Annotated in this window: 12 protein-coding genes; 1 reads left to right on the top strand and 11 read right to left on the bottom strand. The window is 57.2% G+C overall.

The features are described from left to right. Nucleotides 1-183: 183 nt before the first annotated feature. The 3 genes from BM346_RS03120 to BM346_RS03110 form a co-directional block, all read right to left on the bottom strand. A complete protein-coding gene (locus BM346_RS03120) occupies nt 184-927 on the bottom strand; it encodes a class I SAM-dependent DNA methyltransferase (RefSeq protein ID WP_092008826.1) in 744 nt (247 codons plus the stop codon). A 91-nt stretch (nt 928-1,018) separates the two neighbouring features. Further along, complete coding sequence (locus BM346_RS03115; RefSeq protein ID WP_092008825.1) at nt 1,019-1,795, bottom strand: FKBP-type peptidyl-prolyl cis-trans isomerase; 777 nt, start codon at nt 1,793-1,795, stop codon at nt 1,019-1,021. 144 nt (nt 1,796-1,939) lie between these two features. Beyond that, nucleotides 1,940-2,578 (bottom strand): hypothetical protein, encoded by a 639-nt coding sequence (locus BM346_RS03110; RefSeq protein WP_092008824.1) that lies wholly within the window; start codon nt 2,576-2,578, stop codon nt 1,940-1,942. A 689-nt stretch (nt 2,579-3,267) separates the two neighbouring features. On the opposite strand from BM346_RS03110, the gene BM346_RS03105 reads away from it, so the two are divergent. After that, the gene (locus BM346_RS03105) at nt 3,268-4,245 is read left to right on the top strand and encodes a hypothetical protein (protein WP_092008823.1); all 978 of its coding nucleotides are present in this window, start codon (nt 3,268-3,270) and stop codon (nt 4,243-4,245) included. 113 nt (nt 4,246-4,358) lie between these two features. On the opposite strand, the gene betA is transcribed toward BM346_RS03105, so the two are convergent. The 8 genes from betA to BM346_RS17875 all read right to left on the bottom strand — a co-directional run bounded on the left by betA (nt 4,359) and on the right by BM346_RS17875 (nt 15,398). Next, nucleotides 4,359-6,065, bottom strand: a complete 1,707-nt coding sequence (gene betA / locus BM346_RS03100) for a choline dehydrogenase (RefSeq protein WP_092008822.1) — start codon at nt 6,063-6,065, stop codon at nt 4,359-4,361. A 40-nt stretch (nt 6,066-6,105) separates the two neighbouring features. Further along, nucleotides 6,106-6,879, bottom strand: coding sequence for a TorF family putative porin (locus tag BM346_RS03095; RefSeq protein WP_167812696.1), 774 nt, complete (start codon nt 6,877-6,879; stop codon nt 6,106-6,108). Nucleotides 6,880-6,928: 49 nt separating this feature from the next. Then, complete coding sequence (gene betT, locus BM346_RS03090) at nt 6,929-8,965, bottom strand: choline BCCT transporter BetT (RefSeq protein WP_092008820.1); 2,037 nt, start codon at nt 8,963-8,965, stop codon at nt 6,929-6,931. 717 nt (nt 8,966-9,682) lie between these two features. Further along, nucleotides 9,683-10,933, bottom strand: coding sequence for a patatin-like phospholipase family protein (locus BM346_RS03085; protein ID WP_092008819.1), 1,251 nt, complete (start codon nt 10,931-10,933; stop codon nt 9,683-9,685). Between the two features lie 472 nt (nt 10,934-11,405). Then, nucleotides 11,406-12,722 carry a DUF2254 domain-containing protein gene (locus BM346_RS03080; protein WP_167812695.1) on the bottom strand — a complete coding sequence of 439 codons (1,317 nt, stop codon included), beginning with the start codon at nt 12,720-12,722 and terminating at the stop codon, nt 11,406-11,408. A gap of 278 nt (nt 12,723-13,000) precedes the next feature. Beyond that, nucleotides 13,001-13,615, bottom strand: coding sequence for a TetR/AcrR family transcriptional regulator (locus BM346_RS03075; RefSeq protein WP_167812694.1), 615 nt, complete (start codon nt 13,613-13,615; stop codon nt 13,001-13,003). A gap of 42 nt (nt 13,616-13,657) precedes the next feature. Beyond that, nucleotides 13,658-15,160 (bottom strand): aldehyde dehydrogenase family protein, encoded by a 1,503-nt coding sequence (locus BM346_RS03070; RefSeq protein WP_139229892.1) that lies wholly within the window; start codon nt 15,158-15,160, stop codon nt 13,658-13,660. Next, entirely contained in the window at nt 15,147-15,398 is a 252-nt protein-coding gene (locus tag BM346_RS17875) for a hypothetical protein (RefSeq protein ID WP_139229891.1), read from the bottom strand. Before BM346_RS17875 ends, BM346_RS03070 begins: the two co-directional genes overlap by 14 nt. Nucleotides 15,399-15,414 lie beyond the last annotated feature (16 nt).

The raw sequence follows: 15,414 nt of genomic DNA, 5'->3' as shown, positions 1-15,414 counted from the left end.
GGTCCCCGGAAATGCTGAACCGTTCCGGTTTCGCGAACGTCCCGCCAGGTTGTACTAAAGAGGTCATGGAAGACTGGTGCACGTCTTGCTGTTCTCTGGGGTCAGTGTAGACGCCCATTCCATTTCCGGCAGCGGCAAACCCGGTGAAAACCATTAACCGTGTATCCACCCCCTGCGCGTTGTTCAGATTTTTACGCAGGCAAACAGGGCATTTCCGGAATGTCTGTCCCAGGGCACTATCCTGCCGTAGTCATGCTCGAATACATGGACTTCGAACCAGGGTGCCAGAATGTCTCTCAACTCCCCAAAGGTTAACGCCACCATAGGATGCTCGTCCTGCCACGACTCGGTGGTATCTCCGACGGTTCTCCTGATGCTCAGTTTCAGGGCCTGCCTGTCACCATATCCGGGATAATACCATCCCGAGCTGAACTCAAAGCGCGCCCCCTCGTGCTCTGCGGTGTGTGTCACCCACAAGCTGTTATTGATCCTGGTTTTATCCACCGCATTGAAGCAGAACACGCCATTGGTGGATAACGCGTTATGGACGTTGGCAATGCAGGACTTCAGCTGGTCAATGTTGCTGCTGTAATGGAGGGAATACAGAAAACAGGTAACCAGATCGTATGGTCCGTCTAATTCAGAGTCACACATGTCGCCCAGGATGAATCCGGCTTCAGGGCAGCGTAACGCGGCTCTGTCCAGCATGGGCTGATTGATGTCCAGCCCCTGGCTCTGGTAGCCGAACCCGACGAAATGTCGGATATGCGGTCCAGTGCCGCAGGCCAGGTCCAGGTGACGACATCCATCGGAGCCCAGAAGTTGGTGGAGTCGCCGTACACCCTGGCTTTGGGTCTGATAGTCGATATCAGCACACATGAAGTCGTAATAGCCTGACAGGTCAGTGTACAGCTTGTTGGGCGGCATGGAGACTCACTGGGAAGGGGTGTTGGGGGGCTTTTCCGGCACCGCCGAGTATAACAGGGCTCGCGGAATCCAGGGTAGTCGCCACCCGGTACTAACTGTCCTTTTGGCTTTCCTGACCTTCCTCGATGTCGAGTAATTCCACCTCAAATACCAGCGCAGTATTTGGTCCGATGTATTCCCCGGATCCTTCCTCTCCGTAGGCAAGTTCAGCGGGAACGTATAGTTCCCATTTTGCGCCCTCTGACATCAGTTGGAGCGCTTCCCCCCAGCCTTCGATGAGTTTGCTGACTTTAACACTGTATGGTTGGTTACGGCTGTAGGTACTGTCAAACTCGGTACCGTCGATAAACGTGCCTCGGTAATGAACAGTCACTACATCGTCTTCTGTGGGACTATACCCGCCATCGCCTTCGGAAATGACCCTGTATTGCAGGCCACTCTCTGTGACGACCATGCCGTCTTTGCCGGCGTTTTCCGCCATGAAAGCTTCGCTTTTTTTCTTGTTTTCCTTCCCGGCGGCAGCTCTTTCTGCCTCTTTCTTCTTTTCATGAATTTTCATATAGATATCTATTGTGGCCGCGATTTCTCCCGTCGACATCTTCCTGTCTCCGTCACCAAACACATCCCGCATTGCTTCAGCCATCATATCCACATTCAATTCAACGCCTTCTGTCTTGAATTTCTCCGCCAGGTCAGCGCCATAAGCATAGCTATAACGATCGTTAAGGTTTTTGAATTCGTGCTGCACGTCATCGGAGGTAATTTCTTTTTTTACCGATGAAGCTTCAGACCGGGCCTGTTCGCTATAGCCTCCCATGAAGACGGCGGTTACCAGTAATAGGGCAACAGCGCTCACAGACTTATTCATGTGATCTCCTTTATGGACTCAAAATTAAATGAATAATCCAAAAAACCATGCCGGGGGCGTGTTCCGATTCGGATTATCTGGCAGCCAATAAAAAACCCCAACCACACAGGCTGAGGTTTTTTAAAGAACCTAAGGCAAAATCAATTAGTTAACCAACCAACGCTCAGCATATTCACGCATTACATCACCAACTGCGCCACCATCACCAGAGGTCGGTGTGAAGTGGGTACCAGACGTGATTTCCTGGGTGTACCGGGTGGAGTTGCGCTCACAGTTGCGGCCGTTCGAGGGCAGTGCTGGTGCCAGAACGTCGCCCGTGCTGAAGATACAGACCACGTCAACGTCGCTGGCTACAGGACGCTCGATGCGGGTGGTGAACACGGTGTCAGGCTGGACCGCGATAACACAGTCTGCATCAAGACGGTTCGCAGCGTTGAAGGAACCACCGCCACCTTGTGAGTGACCGGAGGTACAGACTTTAGGATCTGAACCAACAATGTCGCGGTAACGGCTCTTCGCCTGGTTGACGGCGGCCGCTACATCCCGGCCGTCGCCGGACTGGGAGGTTGTGGCAGCGGCTATCAGAATGCATTGCTCAGCAACGGACTCGAGCATACCGCTGTAAACGCCAACGGTACCACCAGTGCCGTTACCCCAGCCCAGGATGTTGTAGTTACCATCACCACCGCTGGGTACAAAGAACTGGGCACCGGATCCCCTTTGAGTATCAACACTGCAAGCACCGCTACTGCCGCCACCGATAGCCAGTGCGGAACCTGACATGACGAGTCCTGACACTAAAGTCGCGGAGATAGCCGCAAGTTTTGCTTTGTTTGAAATTTTCATAAAAGACCTCTTGTTATAAGTTATGTTGATAATTACGATTCGTAACTCAACCTTTCCTGAAAGTAAGGATTCAAATTACAGCTATGAAAACGTACTGATCAACACCCACGCTCAGACTTTAAAACGGAACTGCGCGATAGGTTGTCAAGGAGTGTAAGAGCCAGGCTTACCTCGTGCTATCACATGAAATGCACAAAAAATGCCTTGGTGGAAGCTCAAAAATTGATCAAGGTCAGGTGTCACAAATCAATCAGGGCAGGTATGGCTGAAAGGAGGAAAGAAGAATTCGGTCAGAACGTTTGGCGACATGTTTAACATGAAAACGGCCCATTTGATCAATATTGGGGAAGATCCTGCCGCTTCTTTGTACCCATGGGGTTAACTGCGAATGAAAGTCGCCTCACGGGCCCGACAGGGTTTTAGAAAGACTTCTGTCGTTATTCGTCGGCGTCTCACCAGGCGTCGGTGGAAGTAGAGGAATCCGCTGCCTACACTTCCTGTGGATCAGCTGTTTTTATCACGCTGTTCGATAAAATTCCTGAATCAGAAATCGCTTTCCACGGAATGATGTTGCGCGAAGCTGCGCCTCACATATCTTTTTTTAAATTCGCAAAACGAGGCTTCCCATGACTGATTCTTCCATTTACACAAGGTCGGTTGATGCCGATCGACCCACACTGACAGCCATCATCGCCGGTACTATTGTGGCACTGGGTCTGATGGTCCTGTTCACGCTTCTCGGCCTTGCTATCGGTGTCGCGAGTCTCGAAGCGGTCGGCGAGGGTCTTGGAATCGGCGCCGCAATCTACATTGTGCTGACGCAGATCATTTCTCTCGCCGCTGGCGGCTTTACCGCGGCACGGTTCATGTCGCCTCCCGATGGGACCGCCGCAATGCTCGCCGGCGCTGCGGTCTGGGCCTTGACCACGCTGCTTGTGGCCTTCGGTGGTATCAGTGCCGGAACATCGACGATCACTTCCTCCACCGCTCTCGTGGCCCAGACTGCGGAAACGACAGCTGACGCCGTCCGTGCCATCACTCCCGATGACATTTCGCTCCCGGACATTTCAGAGATCGCTGAATCGGTCTCGATGGAGGACCTGCCGCCTGAAGTCCGGCAGGAACTCGAGGACGCCGGCATCACGCCCTCGCAATTGCGCGCCGAGCTCCGCGACGCTTTTCGCGATGTGGTCAGCCAGCAGGAGATGAAGCGGGCCAGGGCCCTCCTCACCTCAACACTGTCCGACATCGCCGCGCGACCGATGTCGTTCCGCGAGGAGGTCGAACGTATGTTGGACCAGCTTCTCATGGGAGAAAACGCTGTCATCAACGAGGAGGACTTTACCGAGGCGAAGAATGCTTTGCAGACCCGTCTCGGCCTCACCGACGCACAGACGCAAGAGCTCGTGGATGAAGTGGAAAGTTCATTTAACTCAGCGGTTGAGACGCTGCGCCAGACCGTGTCCGATCTTCAGGACCGGGTGATCGCGACAGCAAATGATATCCAGAGTACCGTCGCTTCGGCTGCACTGTGGCTTTTCATCGCCTCTCTCCTCGGTCTTGGGGCGGCAGCTGGCGCGGGCCTGTTTGGTCGTCGGGAATAAAATGGTGTCGTCCACCTGTTCTCCGGAACAGGTGGCGTCTTCCGGCCCTCCTGGCCGGGATCATATTCTGTATCTGGATGCTTGCAGTGGTGTGGCGTGGTTCTGGTAAGGCATCAGCCCTCCGGGCTGTCTTTCCTTTCCGGCGAACCCTCTCTCTGGTGATCTTCCCATCTTTCAGCAGCATAAAAATCCGCGTCGGAGGGAGCCAGGAGTTCCCGTCCCAGGATGTGATCGGCAGCCTTCTCGGCAATCATAATGGTGGGTGCGTTGATATTGCCATTGGTAACCGTGGGCATGATGGAGGAGTCCACGACACGCAGGTTGTTCACGCCGCGCACGCGGCATTCCGTGTCCACCACAGCCATTTCGTCTTCCCCCATACGACAGGTGCCACAGGGGTGATAGGCGGTCTCGGCGGTTTCGGCCACCCAGTCGTCGATTTCGTCGTCGCTCTGAACGTCTTTTCCGGGGGAGACTTCTTCGCCGCGGTAGGGATCGAATGCGGGTTGGGCGAAGAGTTCCCGGGTGAGCCGAAGCCCGTCACGGTAGGCCTGTTTGTCCGCTTCCTCGGCAAGGTAATTGAAGAACATCCGGGGCGGGTCGGCCGGGTCCGCCGAGCGCAGCCAGACACGGCCCCGGCTGCTGGGCTTGTTTGCCCCCAGGTGGGCCTGGAAGCCATGGCCCTTCACCGCGCTCGAGCCGTCGTAGGCAATGGCGCCCGCCAGGAAGTGGTACTGACGGTCGGGCCATTTGAGTCCCGGGCGGCTGCGGATATAGCCATTGGATTCAAACTGGTTGCTCGCTCCCAGCCCGGTTTTGGTGAGCAACCACCGGGCACCGATCCAGCCCTGGGCGATCGGGTTGAGCCAGCCGTTGAGGGTGATCTTCTGGGTGCAGCGCCGCTGGACCCAGACTTCAAGATGATCCTGGAGGTTCTCGCCCACACCGGGCAGGTCATGTACGACGTCAATACCATGCTCGCGCAACTGCGCCGCCGGTCCAATGCCGGAGAGCATGAGCAGCTTTGGCGAGTTGAAGGCGCTGGCCGAGAGGATGACTTCCCTCCGTGCCCGCACCCGGAACCTCTTGTCTCGCTGTACATATTCCACGCCAACAGCGCTCTGGCCGTTCATGATCACGCGCTGGGTCAGGGCGTGCATTTCCAGATGGAGGTTGGCGCGCTTCAGGGCCGGCTTGAGATAGGCGTTGGCAGTGGATGCGCGTACGCCGTTGCGTACCGTCATGTCCATGCGGCAGAAGCCTTCCTGGCGGTAGCCGTTGTAGTCGTCCGTCCTGCCATAACCCGCCTGCGCGCCGGCCTCGATGAATGCCCGGTAAAGAGGGTTTTGCATGTTGTTGCCGTTGCAGATTCCCACCGGCCCGTTGGCACCCCGGTAGGCATCGGCCCCGTAGACACAGTCCTCGGCCCGCTTGAAGTAGGGCAGGACATCGGCGTAGCTCCAGCCTTTTGCGCCGAGCTCCACCCATTCCTCGTAATCACCGGCACAGCCCCGCACATAGGCCATGCCATTAATGGAGGAGGAGCCTCCGATCACCTTGCCCCGGGCCTGATGAAGAGTGCGGTTTTTCAGCCCTGGTTCCTCCTCGGTGTGCATGCCCCAGTCGAAACGCGGCTTGTTCAGGGGAATGGAAAAGGCGAGGGGCATCTGGATAAAGACGGAGTTGTCCTTGCCGCCGAATTCCAGTACCAGCACTTCGTGGGCACCGTCGGCGCTCAGGCGGTCCGCCAATACGGAACCGGCTGATCCTGCGCCGACAATGATGTAATCGAATTCCCGATCAAAGTCCTGTTCAGTCATGATCTGCTCCTGCAATTGCCGGTCTGTCCATCAGGCGGGCTCAGAAACTGCGGGTGATGTTGACGACGAAACGTCCGTCGGCCAGATCCGTGTCGCCGACCAGGGCTGCGTCGACGTCATCAGTATCATGCCAGCGGAGACCCAGACTGAACTCGCCGACCGCTCGGGTTACGCCAATATCGTAGTAGAGGTAGTCCAGCCCATCGCCGCCACTGTGGAAGGTCTGTTTCCCTATCCGGGCCGACGCACCCATGTCCCAGGGCAGGGCATGGCTCAGTGTCAGGTCGTAGGCGAGTCCCTCCACCCCGTCCAGAAAATCCTCGCCGAAATAGTTGGGGGCGTACCAGACGCTGGGACTGATGCTCAGATCTCCCGCGGTCCAGGTGCCGACAGCGTAAAGTTCGCTGTAATCGAAGTCGGATTCAGAACCCGGATAGGTATAGAGCCAGTAGCCGACGTCGTAGCTGAGCCCGGCATCCCCGATGCTGCCGGCAAAGCCGATGTAAGGGTCCAGCTCCATGCTGTTGCCCGGGCCACCGAAGTTGGTGTTGGTGGCCCATACCCCGATGTAGGCGCCGCTACCGTGTGACCAGTTAATGTCCCCCTGTATCTGGGGCTCCTCGTTGGAGTTCGATACGCCCCGGAACATGTAGTCACTGGCCAGGGTGACACTGCCCCCGAATGTGCCGAAGCTGGCCCCTTCGTCCAACTGCGCCTGCACGGGCGAACAGAGGGCCATGGCAACCAGGCCTATCAGGGAACCGAAGGCGGTGCCTGGGAAAACGTTGTTGTGGTGTGGTTTTTTGATGCCCATGGGATTTTCCTGGTGGTCAACGCCGGAGAGCTCCCCTCCGGCGGCTGGTTTATTCCCTGCTGTGGGGCCCCGGCATGGAGACATCACCGGGGGCTTCCCGGCGGCGTTCCAGATAGAACAGATGACGCTCGTACTGGTCCAGGATGTCCTCAACGATCTGGTGTTGGGTGTAGTCCATGAGGTCATAGCCCTGGCCGCCTTCCTCAAGATGCACTTCGAGCTGGTAATAGGTGTTGTGCTGCGCATGGGGCCGGATGGCGAAGGCGGGCATGGCCGCGGCCCGGGGCCAGACCTGATAGGTGAACCGTCCTTCCTCGCCCAGGTCCACGTTCAGCTCAAGGTGCCGGGGTTCGTCTTCCATGCCGGTAATCCCGGTTTTCAGTCCCTGTTCGCGCAGCTCGTGCTCGATCTGGGCCATGGCCGGTTTTACTGTCCGCTCGAGAAAACGCATGGCCTGTTTGCGATCCGGGAAACTCATGGCCCGTGTCAGGCGCTGACGCCAGGTGGGCGCATTGCCATCCGCGCCGGCAGGGGCACCCGACGGGGCCAGGCGGGGCCTGCGCTGCTTGAGGGATTCCGTCTTCAGGGCCCTGTACAGCCCCCACATCATCAGGAAAAGCACAACCGAGAACGGCAGCCCCATGATCACCACTGTGCTCTGCAACGCGGTCAGTCCGCCTGCCATGAGCAGGGCCAGGGTGAGCAGGCCTATAACGGTGGCCCAGAGAATGCGCATCCAGACCGGCGCGTCATGGTTCACGTCCGTGAGAATGGAGGTGAAGTTCGACAGCACCAGTGCACCTGAATCCCCGGACGTGACGAAGAACACAAGGGCCAGAATGGAGACGACGATAGTGGTGATGCCCGCCAGGGGCAGGCTTTCCATGAACAGGTAGATGGACGACGCCGGATTGGTCATGGCCGCTTCGCCGAAGGACTCGGCGCCATCCATGACCATATCGATGGCACTGTTACCCATGATGGACATCCACACCATCATGAAGGTCATTGGCAGAATAAGGGTGCCTATTGTGAACTGGCGAATGGTGCGTCCGCGGGAAATACGGGCCAGGAAGAGCCCCACGAAGGGCCCCCAGGCAATCCACCAGGCCCAGAAGAAGATGGTCCAGCCGTTGAGCCACTCCGTGGGTTGGTCATAGGCGTAGGTGTTGAACGACAGGGCGATGAAGCTGGTGATGTAATCGCCGACGTTCATTACGAATGCATTGAGCAGGAAGAGTGTGGGTCCCGCAATCAGCACGAAGATGACGAGGCAGGCGGCGAGCAGCATATTGAACTCGGACAGCCGGCGGATGCCTTTCTCCACGCCGCTCACTGCTGACAGGGTGGCGAAGACCACGATCATCAGTACCAGTGCGGCCTGGACCCAGGTGCTTTCGGGCAGGTCGAACAGGGTGGACAACCCGTAGTTCAGCTGGATAACGCCGATGCCCAGGCTTGTGGCAATGCCAAAGACAGTGCCCAGAACCGCGGCGATATCCACCACATGGCCAATGGGGCCATGGATGCCCCGGCCGAAAATGGGATACAGCGCGGAGCGAATGGTCAGCGGCAGCTGGTGCCGATAACTGAAATAGGCCAGGGACATCCCCACGAGGGTGTAGATGCCCCAGCCGGAGACGCCCCAGTGCAGGAACGTCAGTTCCATGGCATGGCGAGCCGCCTCAACGGTGCCGCCTTCACCCTGGGGCGGTGCCAGGAACTGTGTCACCGGTTCGGCAATGCAGAAGAACAGCAGATCGATGCCAATGCCTGCGGCAAAAAGCATGGACGCCCAGGAGACGATGTTGAACTCAGGTCTGGAATGGTCGGGGCCCAGCCGGATATCACCGAAGCGAGAGCTGGCGATAATGATCACGAATGCCAGATAGGCCACCACTGTGAGAAAGTAGTACCAGCCGAAGGAATTGGATACCCAGCCCAGCACTGTGTTTATAACGCCTTCCGCCATGTCCGTGAAGAACATGGTCCAGAGCGCAAAAAGCACAATGCCAATGGTTGAGCCGTAGAATACAGTGGGATTGAGTCGGTCGCGGGTTTCTTCCGCCGGCGCCTGCTCTTCCATGGTGGAGCCCCCTTCTTGTCGCTGTCCGCCAGTGCCCGGGAGACGACCCCGTTAATGGCGGCGACGGCCTGTCAGGTTCGGAACCTCGACATCCGCCGTTGCGACAGACATTGTTCAGACGGGTTGGTCATCAAGCACCCGCCACCTGTTCTCCATGCTCAGACCGGACTGCCTGCCTTCAGTAATAAGGCATATCGGAAGGGAATACAGGGAGTATAGACGCGCCTGGCCTCTTTTCCACGCCGGGCATTGGTTAATTCAGGGGCACTGGCAAAGGGGGACATGCCATCAGGACTGGTGGCGTTCAACGGACTGGTAAAGATGGATTCCAGGGGCGGTAAAAAGAGCGGTCAAAAGCGGAGTAAAAAGGTCAGGCAAAAAAACGGCCGCCTCTGGCAGGGCGACCTAAAAAACCGAGTCTTCGGGTTAACGCTTTCGTGTCGATAAATCCTGAAAAGAATTCTTAACCAAAACCAATAAAGGAAAGAATCACTGCAACGATAACAACGACACCGACGATATATACAATATTGTTCATGGATAATTCCTCCCTTGGCTAATCCAGAATCCTGTTTGCGCCAACATCCCTGTGGCGCGCGATGTAACGTCCTGTTCAGGCGGCTCCTTCGACTCCTTTGCCTCATCTGGGTCAAGATTAGACGATCGGCGTCGGCTGGTCGGTTCGCTGGCGCACTGACTTGCGGAAAAAACGGGTTCTTATTGTAATCCGCTGAGCAGTTCCCTACGGATGCGTTTGTAATTCTGCCAGTCGAACTCCCTCAGGAATTTTTGTGCCGAGAACGCACCTTCCAGGAAGAGGTTGACCTTTTCCTCATCGGTCATCGAGAAGTTCAGCCAGTTGAATCCCTTGGCGGGTATCCACTGCACAAGCTTGCGGTAGTCCGGGTTGTTGGTAATGAAATCGTAGTCAAGGGCATGTCTTGCCGAGTTAAAGATCGCCAGAGCAAGATCTACCGGTCCGGAAATTTTCTGAAGCCTCTCATCCAGCTGAAGTTTCACGCCAAAGGTTGGAAGGCGTGGAACCCGGGTGCTGTCATGAAAAACGTTAATGGGAAAATTCGAGATTATTCCCCCGTCAATGAAAAGTCCTCTGTTCGGGAAATAATCCTCTTCCTCCCTGCAGATGAGTCCGGCAAACTCTTTCCACATGGTCACGCAATTGCTGTCCCGTGGCAGGGGTTTTACCTCCATTGGATGAAAGAAAAACGGAATGGACATGGATGCCCGCACGAAAAGCGCCGGGTCCACGTTTTCCGGGTCTTCCCAGTAAAGGGGGGCCATCCTGGGGAACTCGACTTTGGTCTCGGTGGCGACATCCGCCGCGATAATGGCGAGTCGGGCGAATAATTCATCCGACGTGGCGAATGGCTCTATGCCTTCCCTGACGCCGATACCTTGTGGCAATGTCCGCATCCTTTGCTGCAGATCCCGCGACGTGGAAATATTCTCGTTCCTGAGGATGGTACGGATCCACTCCAGAAAGTTGAGGCCGGGGTTCAGCCCCATGTCCTCCTGGAAATTATCAATGACCTGGGCCGCTTTGAACGCCAGCTTTATCTTCCCCGCCCCATCCAGCCATGACTCGACAAAATCCCTGGCGTCCGAATCGCCATCCACAAACTCCTTGAAGTCCTTTTCCGCCATAAGTTGCAGCAGTTTTTCGCCCTTCGCCTGGTCAGGGGTGCCAAGAGCGGCAAGAAGTAACGCGGTAATGGAACCGGCGGAGGTTCCGGCAATACCGAGAAACCGGATACCGATCTGCTCCAGAACATATACATAGCCCACCAGAGCGATTCCGAGCATCCCTCCACCTTCCATGACCAGATCAATATACTGGTGGCCAGATGCGTCGACTACATCGCTGAAGCTCTTGTTTTCACAATCTTCTCTGGTGATTCTGACGATTTCCGCGAGTTTTTCATTCTTGGTTATGAGTTCGATATCCATTTTGGTCACCCCATGAGTCTGGTGCGCGCGAACGCATCACGCTGGCACCGCGGAATAACAGCCTGTCTGGTTTGATGAAGAGTTCTCTACCGTATGGACATCAGAGAGGGGCGGTTCATCCCGCAGGAGGCACCGCTGTTTTATGAGTCTAGTTTAGATCCGCAAAATTGATGAATCGCCGAAATGGCTCCTGGCGTCGAGGGATACTAGTGTCCCGGCCGGTTAATTCGCTGACCTATTGCTTGCCGCTGGCGACTCTGGCCAAGGCGTCAGTCCGCAGGTGTGGTGGTTCCACATCAAGGGCTGACAACACAGGTCCAGAGTCGCCAGCGGCAAGCCCTCCGGGAGCCCCTGAAAGCCTTGAGAGCTGTGTTGCGGCGCCTCGATTTGGAACCACCAAACCTTCGACACCGCGCCTTGCTCTCAAGGCTTTCAGGGGCTCAGTAGGTCAGCGAATTAACCGGCCGAGACACTAGGAGGCTGACAGCAGCTCGCTGTAGTCATGACGCCTGCCGGTAGCGTGGGCCAGATCTCCCAGGGGCGCCCGGAGGCGCGCATGTTCGGCCTCCTGCAGATCGAGGCTGGTCACGGCCAGGCGGTAGGTGTTCGCTCCGAAGTCCCACAGCAGGCTGTGCCAGCGATGGTCCACCAGGCGGGCGATCCAGCCTAGGGCATTGAGAATGGCCACTTGGGTGGTGTTGTCCTTACTGCCATAGCGCCTTAATTCCTGAAACGCACTCAGCAGGTAGTGTTCGAAACCGGGTTCGCGAGCCAGGAGGCGTAGTTCCTCCTCCTCAAAGAAGCCATTCCGGTCTTCACTGAACTGGGAGAGCATGACCAGCAATACAGACATGTGGTGAATGGAGGTGGCAGCGGTGTAGGGGTCGTTGATACCCGGCGAAATTGCCCTCAGGCCTATTTCCGCCACCTTGCGAATGCCAAAACCAATGTCCTGCCAGCTTTTCGGTTCGTTATCAACGCGGACAAGATCCGCATAACTACCGGGTTTCACGTCGTTGGCGTTTTCCCCGGTCAGGGTCATCAACGGCAGCCCTTCCAGTATGAAGTTGCCTGCATACACTTCCAGGCGCACCACCAGGTTGTCGGAGGCAGCCTTGGCGATCAGGCGCTCAAGGGCAATCGTGACGACGTAACCTGAAGCGGGCGACTTGATCTCAACGCCCTCTTTGCTCCAGGCCGGGTCATCGGCTTCAACACTCTGGCGCATCCTGTTCACATCCCGCGCAAGCATGTGGTCGATGGTGGCGCTTGTCTCGGCGGCGATATAGCCAATGAGGTTGTTGACCCGCAGCCAGTCCGCAGTGTGGTTGAGGAGAAAAACAAACGCGGCGATTCCCGCCAGCGACCAGAGGACGGCAAGAATCGGCGTTGCCAGAAGCTGGTAGGTCTTTTCTTCACTGACAATCAGCATGGCGGAAATGCAGAAGGTGAACCCGCTGCTGAAAAGCGCCAGCACACGCTGGGTAGGGCGACTGGAGATAAAATCCTGTAATACCCGTGGTGAGAACTGGGATGAGTAGGTAGTCAGTACAATGAGAATGGCCGAGAAGGTGATCGTCGTCATGGTGAGGATGCCGCCGGCCAGCGAGCTTACCATGTCGGTGGTACGGTTCAGGGAAAGCGGAGCGATACCAAGCAACGACATCTCGGGAGTCAACTGGTAATCCACCAGAACCGTTGTAATCGCCAGAAGGAAGGCGATCGCGTTATATATGGCGGGGAGAAACCAGAAACTCTCCTTGATGGCTTTGATACGTGCTTCCTGCATGCGCGGTTCGTCCCGATTCTGATCCATGGCCTGCGAAGTTAACTATAGTCGCTACCGGACCCGCGGTCACAGAGTCAGCCTGCTGAATATGGGCCCCCGGCAACTACTTGTGCGTTCGCCGGGGCCGGACTGGAGCCGGCCCGGACAGGAATTGGGTGAGGAAAGGGAATTGTTTCCGACCATGAGGTGGCCATGGCCGGGAATGGCTGGCGGATCAGGTTCCGATACGGATGGTGCCTGGCCCTGGTTTGTTCAGATGGTGCCTGGCTCTGGTTTGTTCATGGGCTGGGTGCCAGCACCTCATACATGGCGGCTTTCAGGTTCTCCGGTGCGTAGGTGTCGCCCTCCAGAGCCGCCTGCAGGTGAACGCGGAAGAGGCCATCGAGCAGGAAGTACATTGCCTGGCCGTTCTCGTTGGGCCGTCCAAGCCTGGCAAGAAAGCGGAGGACCATGGCCGTCAGGTTGTCCTCGATTTCCTGTACCGCCGGGCGGAGGGCTTCCTCGAACAGGGCCTGTGAGCGTATGTCATACCAAAGCCGGTGCTTGTGGGCGTCATTTTCGATGGCCCAGGCGAAGGCACTGGTCACTGCCTCCATAACCTCGGTATTGCTGCCCTGGCCGTTCATCGCCGCATCGATCTGCCTGACGAACTGCTCCTTATAAACGCGGACGCAGTAGGAAATGAGATCGATCTTGTCGTCGAAATAGTAGGTAAGCGCACCAACGGAACGTCCGGACAGGCTCGCAATGTCCCGCAGGCCTGTCCTCGCGTAGCCAAGCTCGGAGAGCGCCACTATGGCATGGGAAGCGAGCTCATTCCTAGCCTCGACCCGTTGTTTCGATCGCTTTCGGGCATCCGCCTTGATCTTTCGTGCTTTTTCAACGGTTGCCATCATATCTCCAGGACGATTTTGCCTGACTTTAACCCACCCCTTTTACCCCAACAAGGCATTCACGAAGATTCTGGGGACCTTCAGGATCGAAGGCTGATACTGGAACTCCGTGAGCAGTCTGCCCAGCACGTGTTGCTTCCGGTTGGAGACAAACCAGGGTGGTTTCGGCAGCAAGGTGAAGCTGAGGCTGCCCAGATTTCGTGGAAACGGCCGGAATGGCGCGTACACGACGCAACGCTCGACCCTGTCGAACATGTAGGTATTATGAACGAAACCGATGCCGCTCTGGACATCGTCCAGGGTGTGGCCGGGAAATGCGCCCCAGGGGCACTGTGGCATCAGAAACCCGAGGCCTGTCCAGGCGTTGACGGCAACGGCGCCATAGCGGAGTTCGGCAATGATGGCCTCGAAGGTATCAGTGCCCATCTCACGGATTGTCGCCGGGTGAATCAGGATATTGGCGCCGAGGGTGCCATGCAGGTGATCGTTGGCGTAGGCGACCGCCTTGCGCAGATACTCGGCTGGATCATCGCCCTCGATCCGATGGGTACTCATGGCGGGCGCGAACACTTCATTGTTGCCAAACCAGGGCTTGGTGCCTCCGGTGGATGAGTCTTCCGACAAGGGCTCGACAATGCAGGCTTCCGCACCGGGACGCTCGAACCTGAGGATGTTGTCGCCCTGAGCCGAGAACCCGGCCATACGGTCGGCGGCGCCGGGGTAATACAGGGGGCGGGCCGGAATCCTTGCCATGGTTTCCTGAACGCGGGTCATGAGCTTGTCGGAGAGGCCCCAGTTCCGCGGAAGAACAAGCATCTGGCAGGCCACACAGTTGAATCCGGAGTTGTGCAGCTTCTGGGTGGCAATGTGCTCGGCCTGGAAAGCAATGTCCCCATCGGTCCAGGGTCCGGGAACCACAATGGTGGGGCACACTGCACCCAGTTCAGAAGTGATCCTGCGATTGTTGACCGTCTTGCCCGCAGCCTTGTTCTTCGCGGTCTCCTCACCGCCGCCCCAGACGATGGCGTCATGGGAGGCGCCGGCACCGGTAATATGCAGCTCGTCAACATCGGGGTGATTGCAGAGATGCTGCCCCACCTCGAGACCGCCCCGGACAATTCGAAGCGCGCCGGCATCAATCAGGGGCTTGAAGGCGTCCTTCAGGTACGTATCCAGGTATTCATTCACTGGATTCATCTTGAGAATGACCACCTGATGCTCCGAGAAAAGCTTCTGGAAGCAGTCCAGTGCCGGAATGGCCGCGATATTGCCGGCCCCGAGAATCAGCGCCACCTTGCCCTCCCGTTGCGCTATGGGAATGTCGTAGGCGCTTGCGGTATGGGTTGCCAGATTGGCTTTGGTGACGCTTTTCTGCATCCAGACTTCGGCCCGCACGCCGGAGAGCAACAAACGGTCCCAGATTGAATGAGGCACGATGCCGGCGACCACCTGTCCGGTCACCGACTCTCTGACCGGAATGTTATCGAGGAAGCTCTTCCCCTCCATCGCCGAGAGAGTCTGGATCAACTGGTTACAGGCGCTCATTACGGCGTAGGGCCCCGATATCCACTCCTCGCCGGCCAGGGTTGAGCCGGCGGGAATCTGCTTCTGCCCAGGCGGGGGCGACGTCAATCAGGCGGTCGCGGACCTCGGAAAGAAGACGGACACGTTCCTCCGGAGATGTCCGGGCCCAGGTACGTGCATTGCCCTTGAGTTCCGCCACGGCCTGATCGAGCGGTTCGAATGCCGAACCGGAGGCCGGCGGTGATTGTGTCGCTGTCATGGCAATTCCTCAGAAC

Origin of the sequence: Marinobacter daqiaonensis, from assembly GCF_900115285.1 — a bacterium.
GTDB lineage: Bacteria > Pseudomonadota > Gammaproteobacteria > Pseudomonadales > Oleiphilaceae > Marinobacter > Marinobacter daqiaonensis.
The sequence above is the reverse complement of the archived record's forward strand: the minus strand, read 5'-3'. Positions and strand labels throughout refer to the sequence as shown.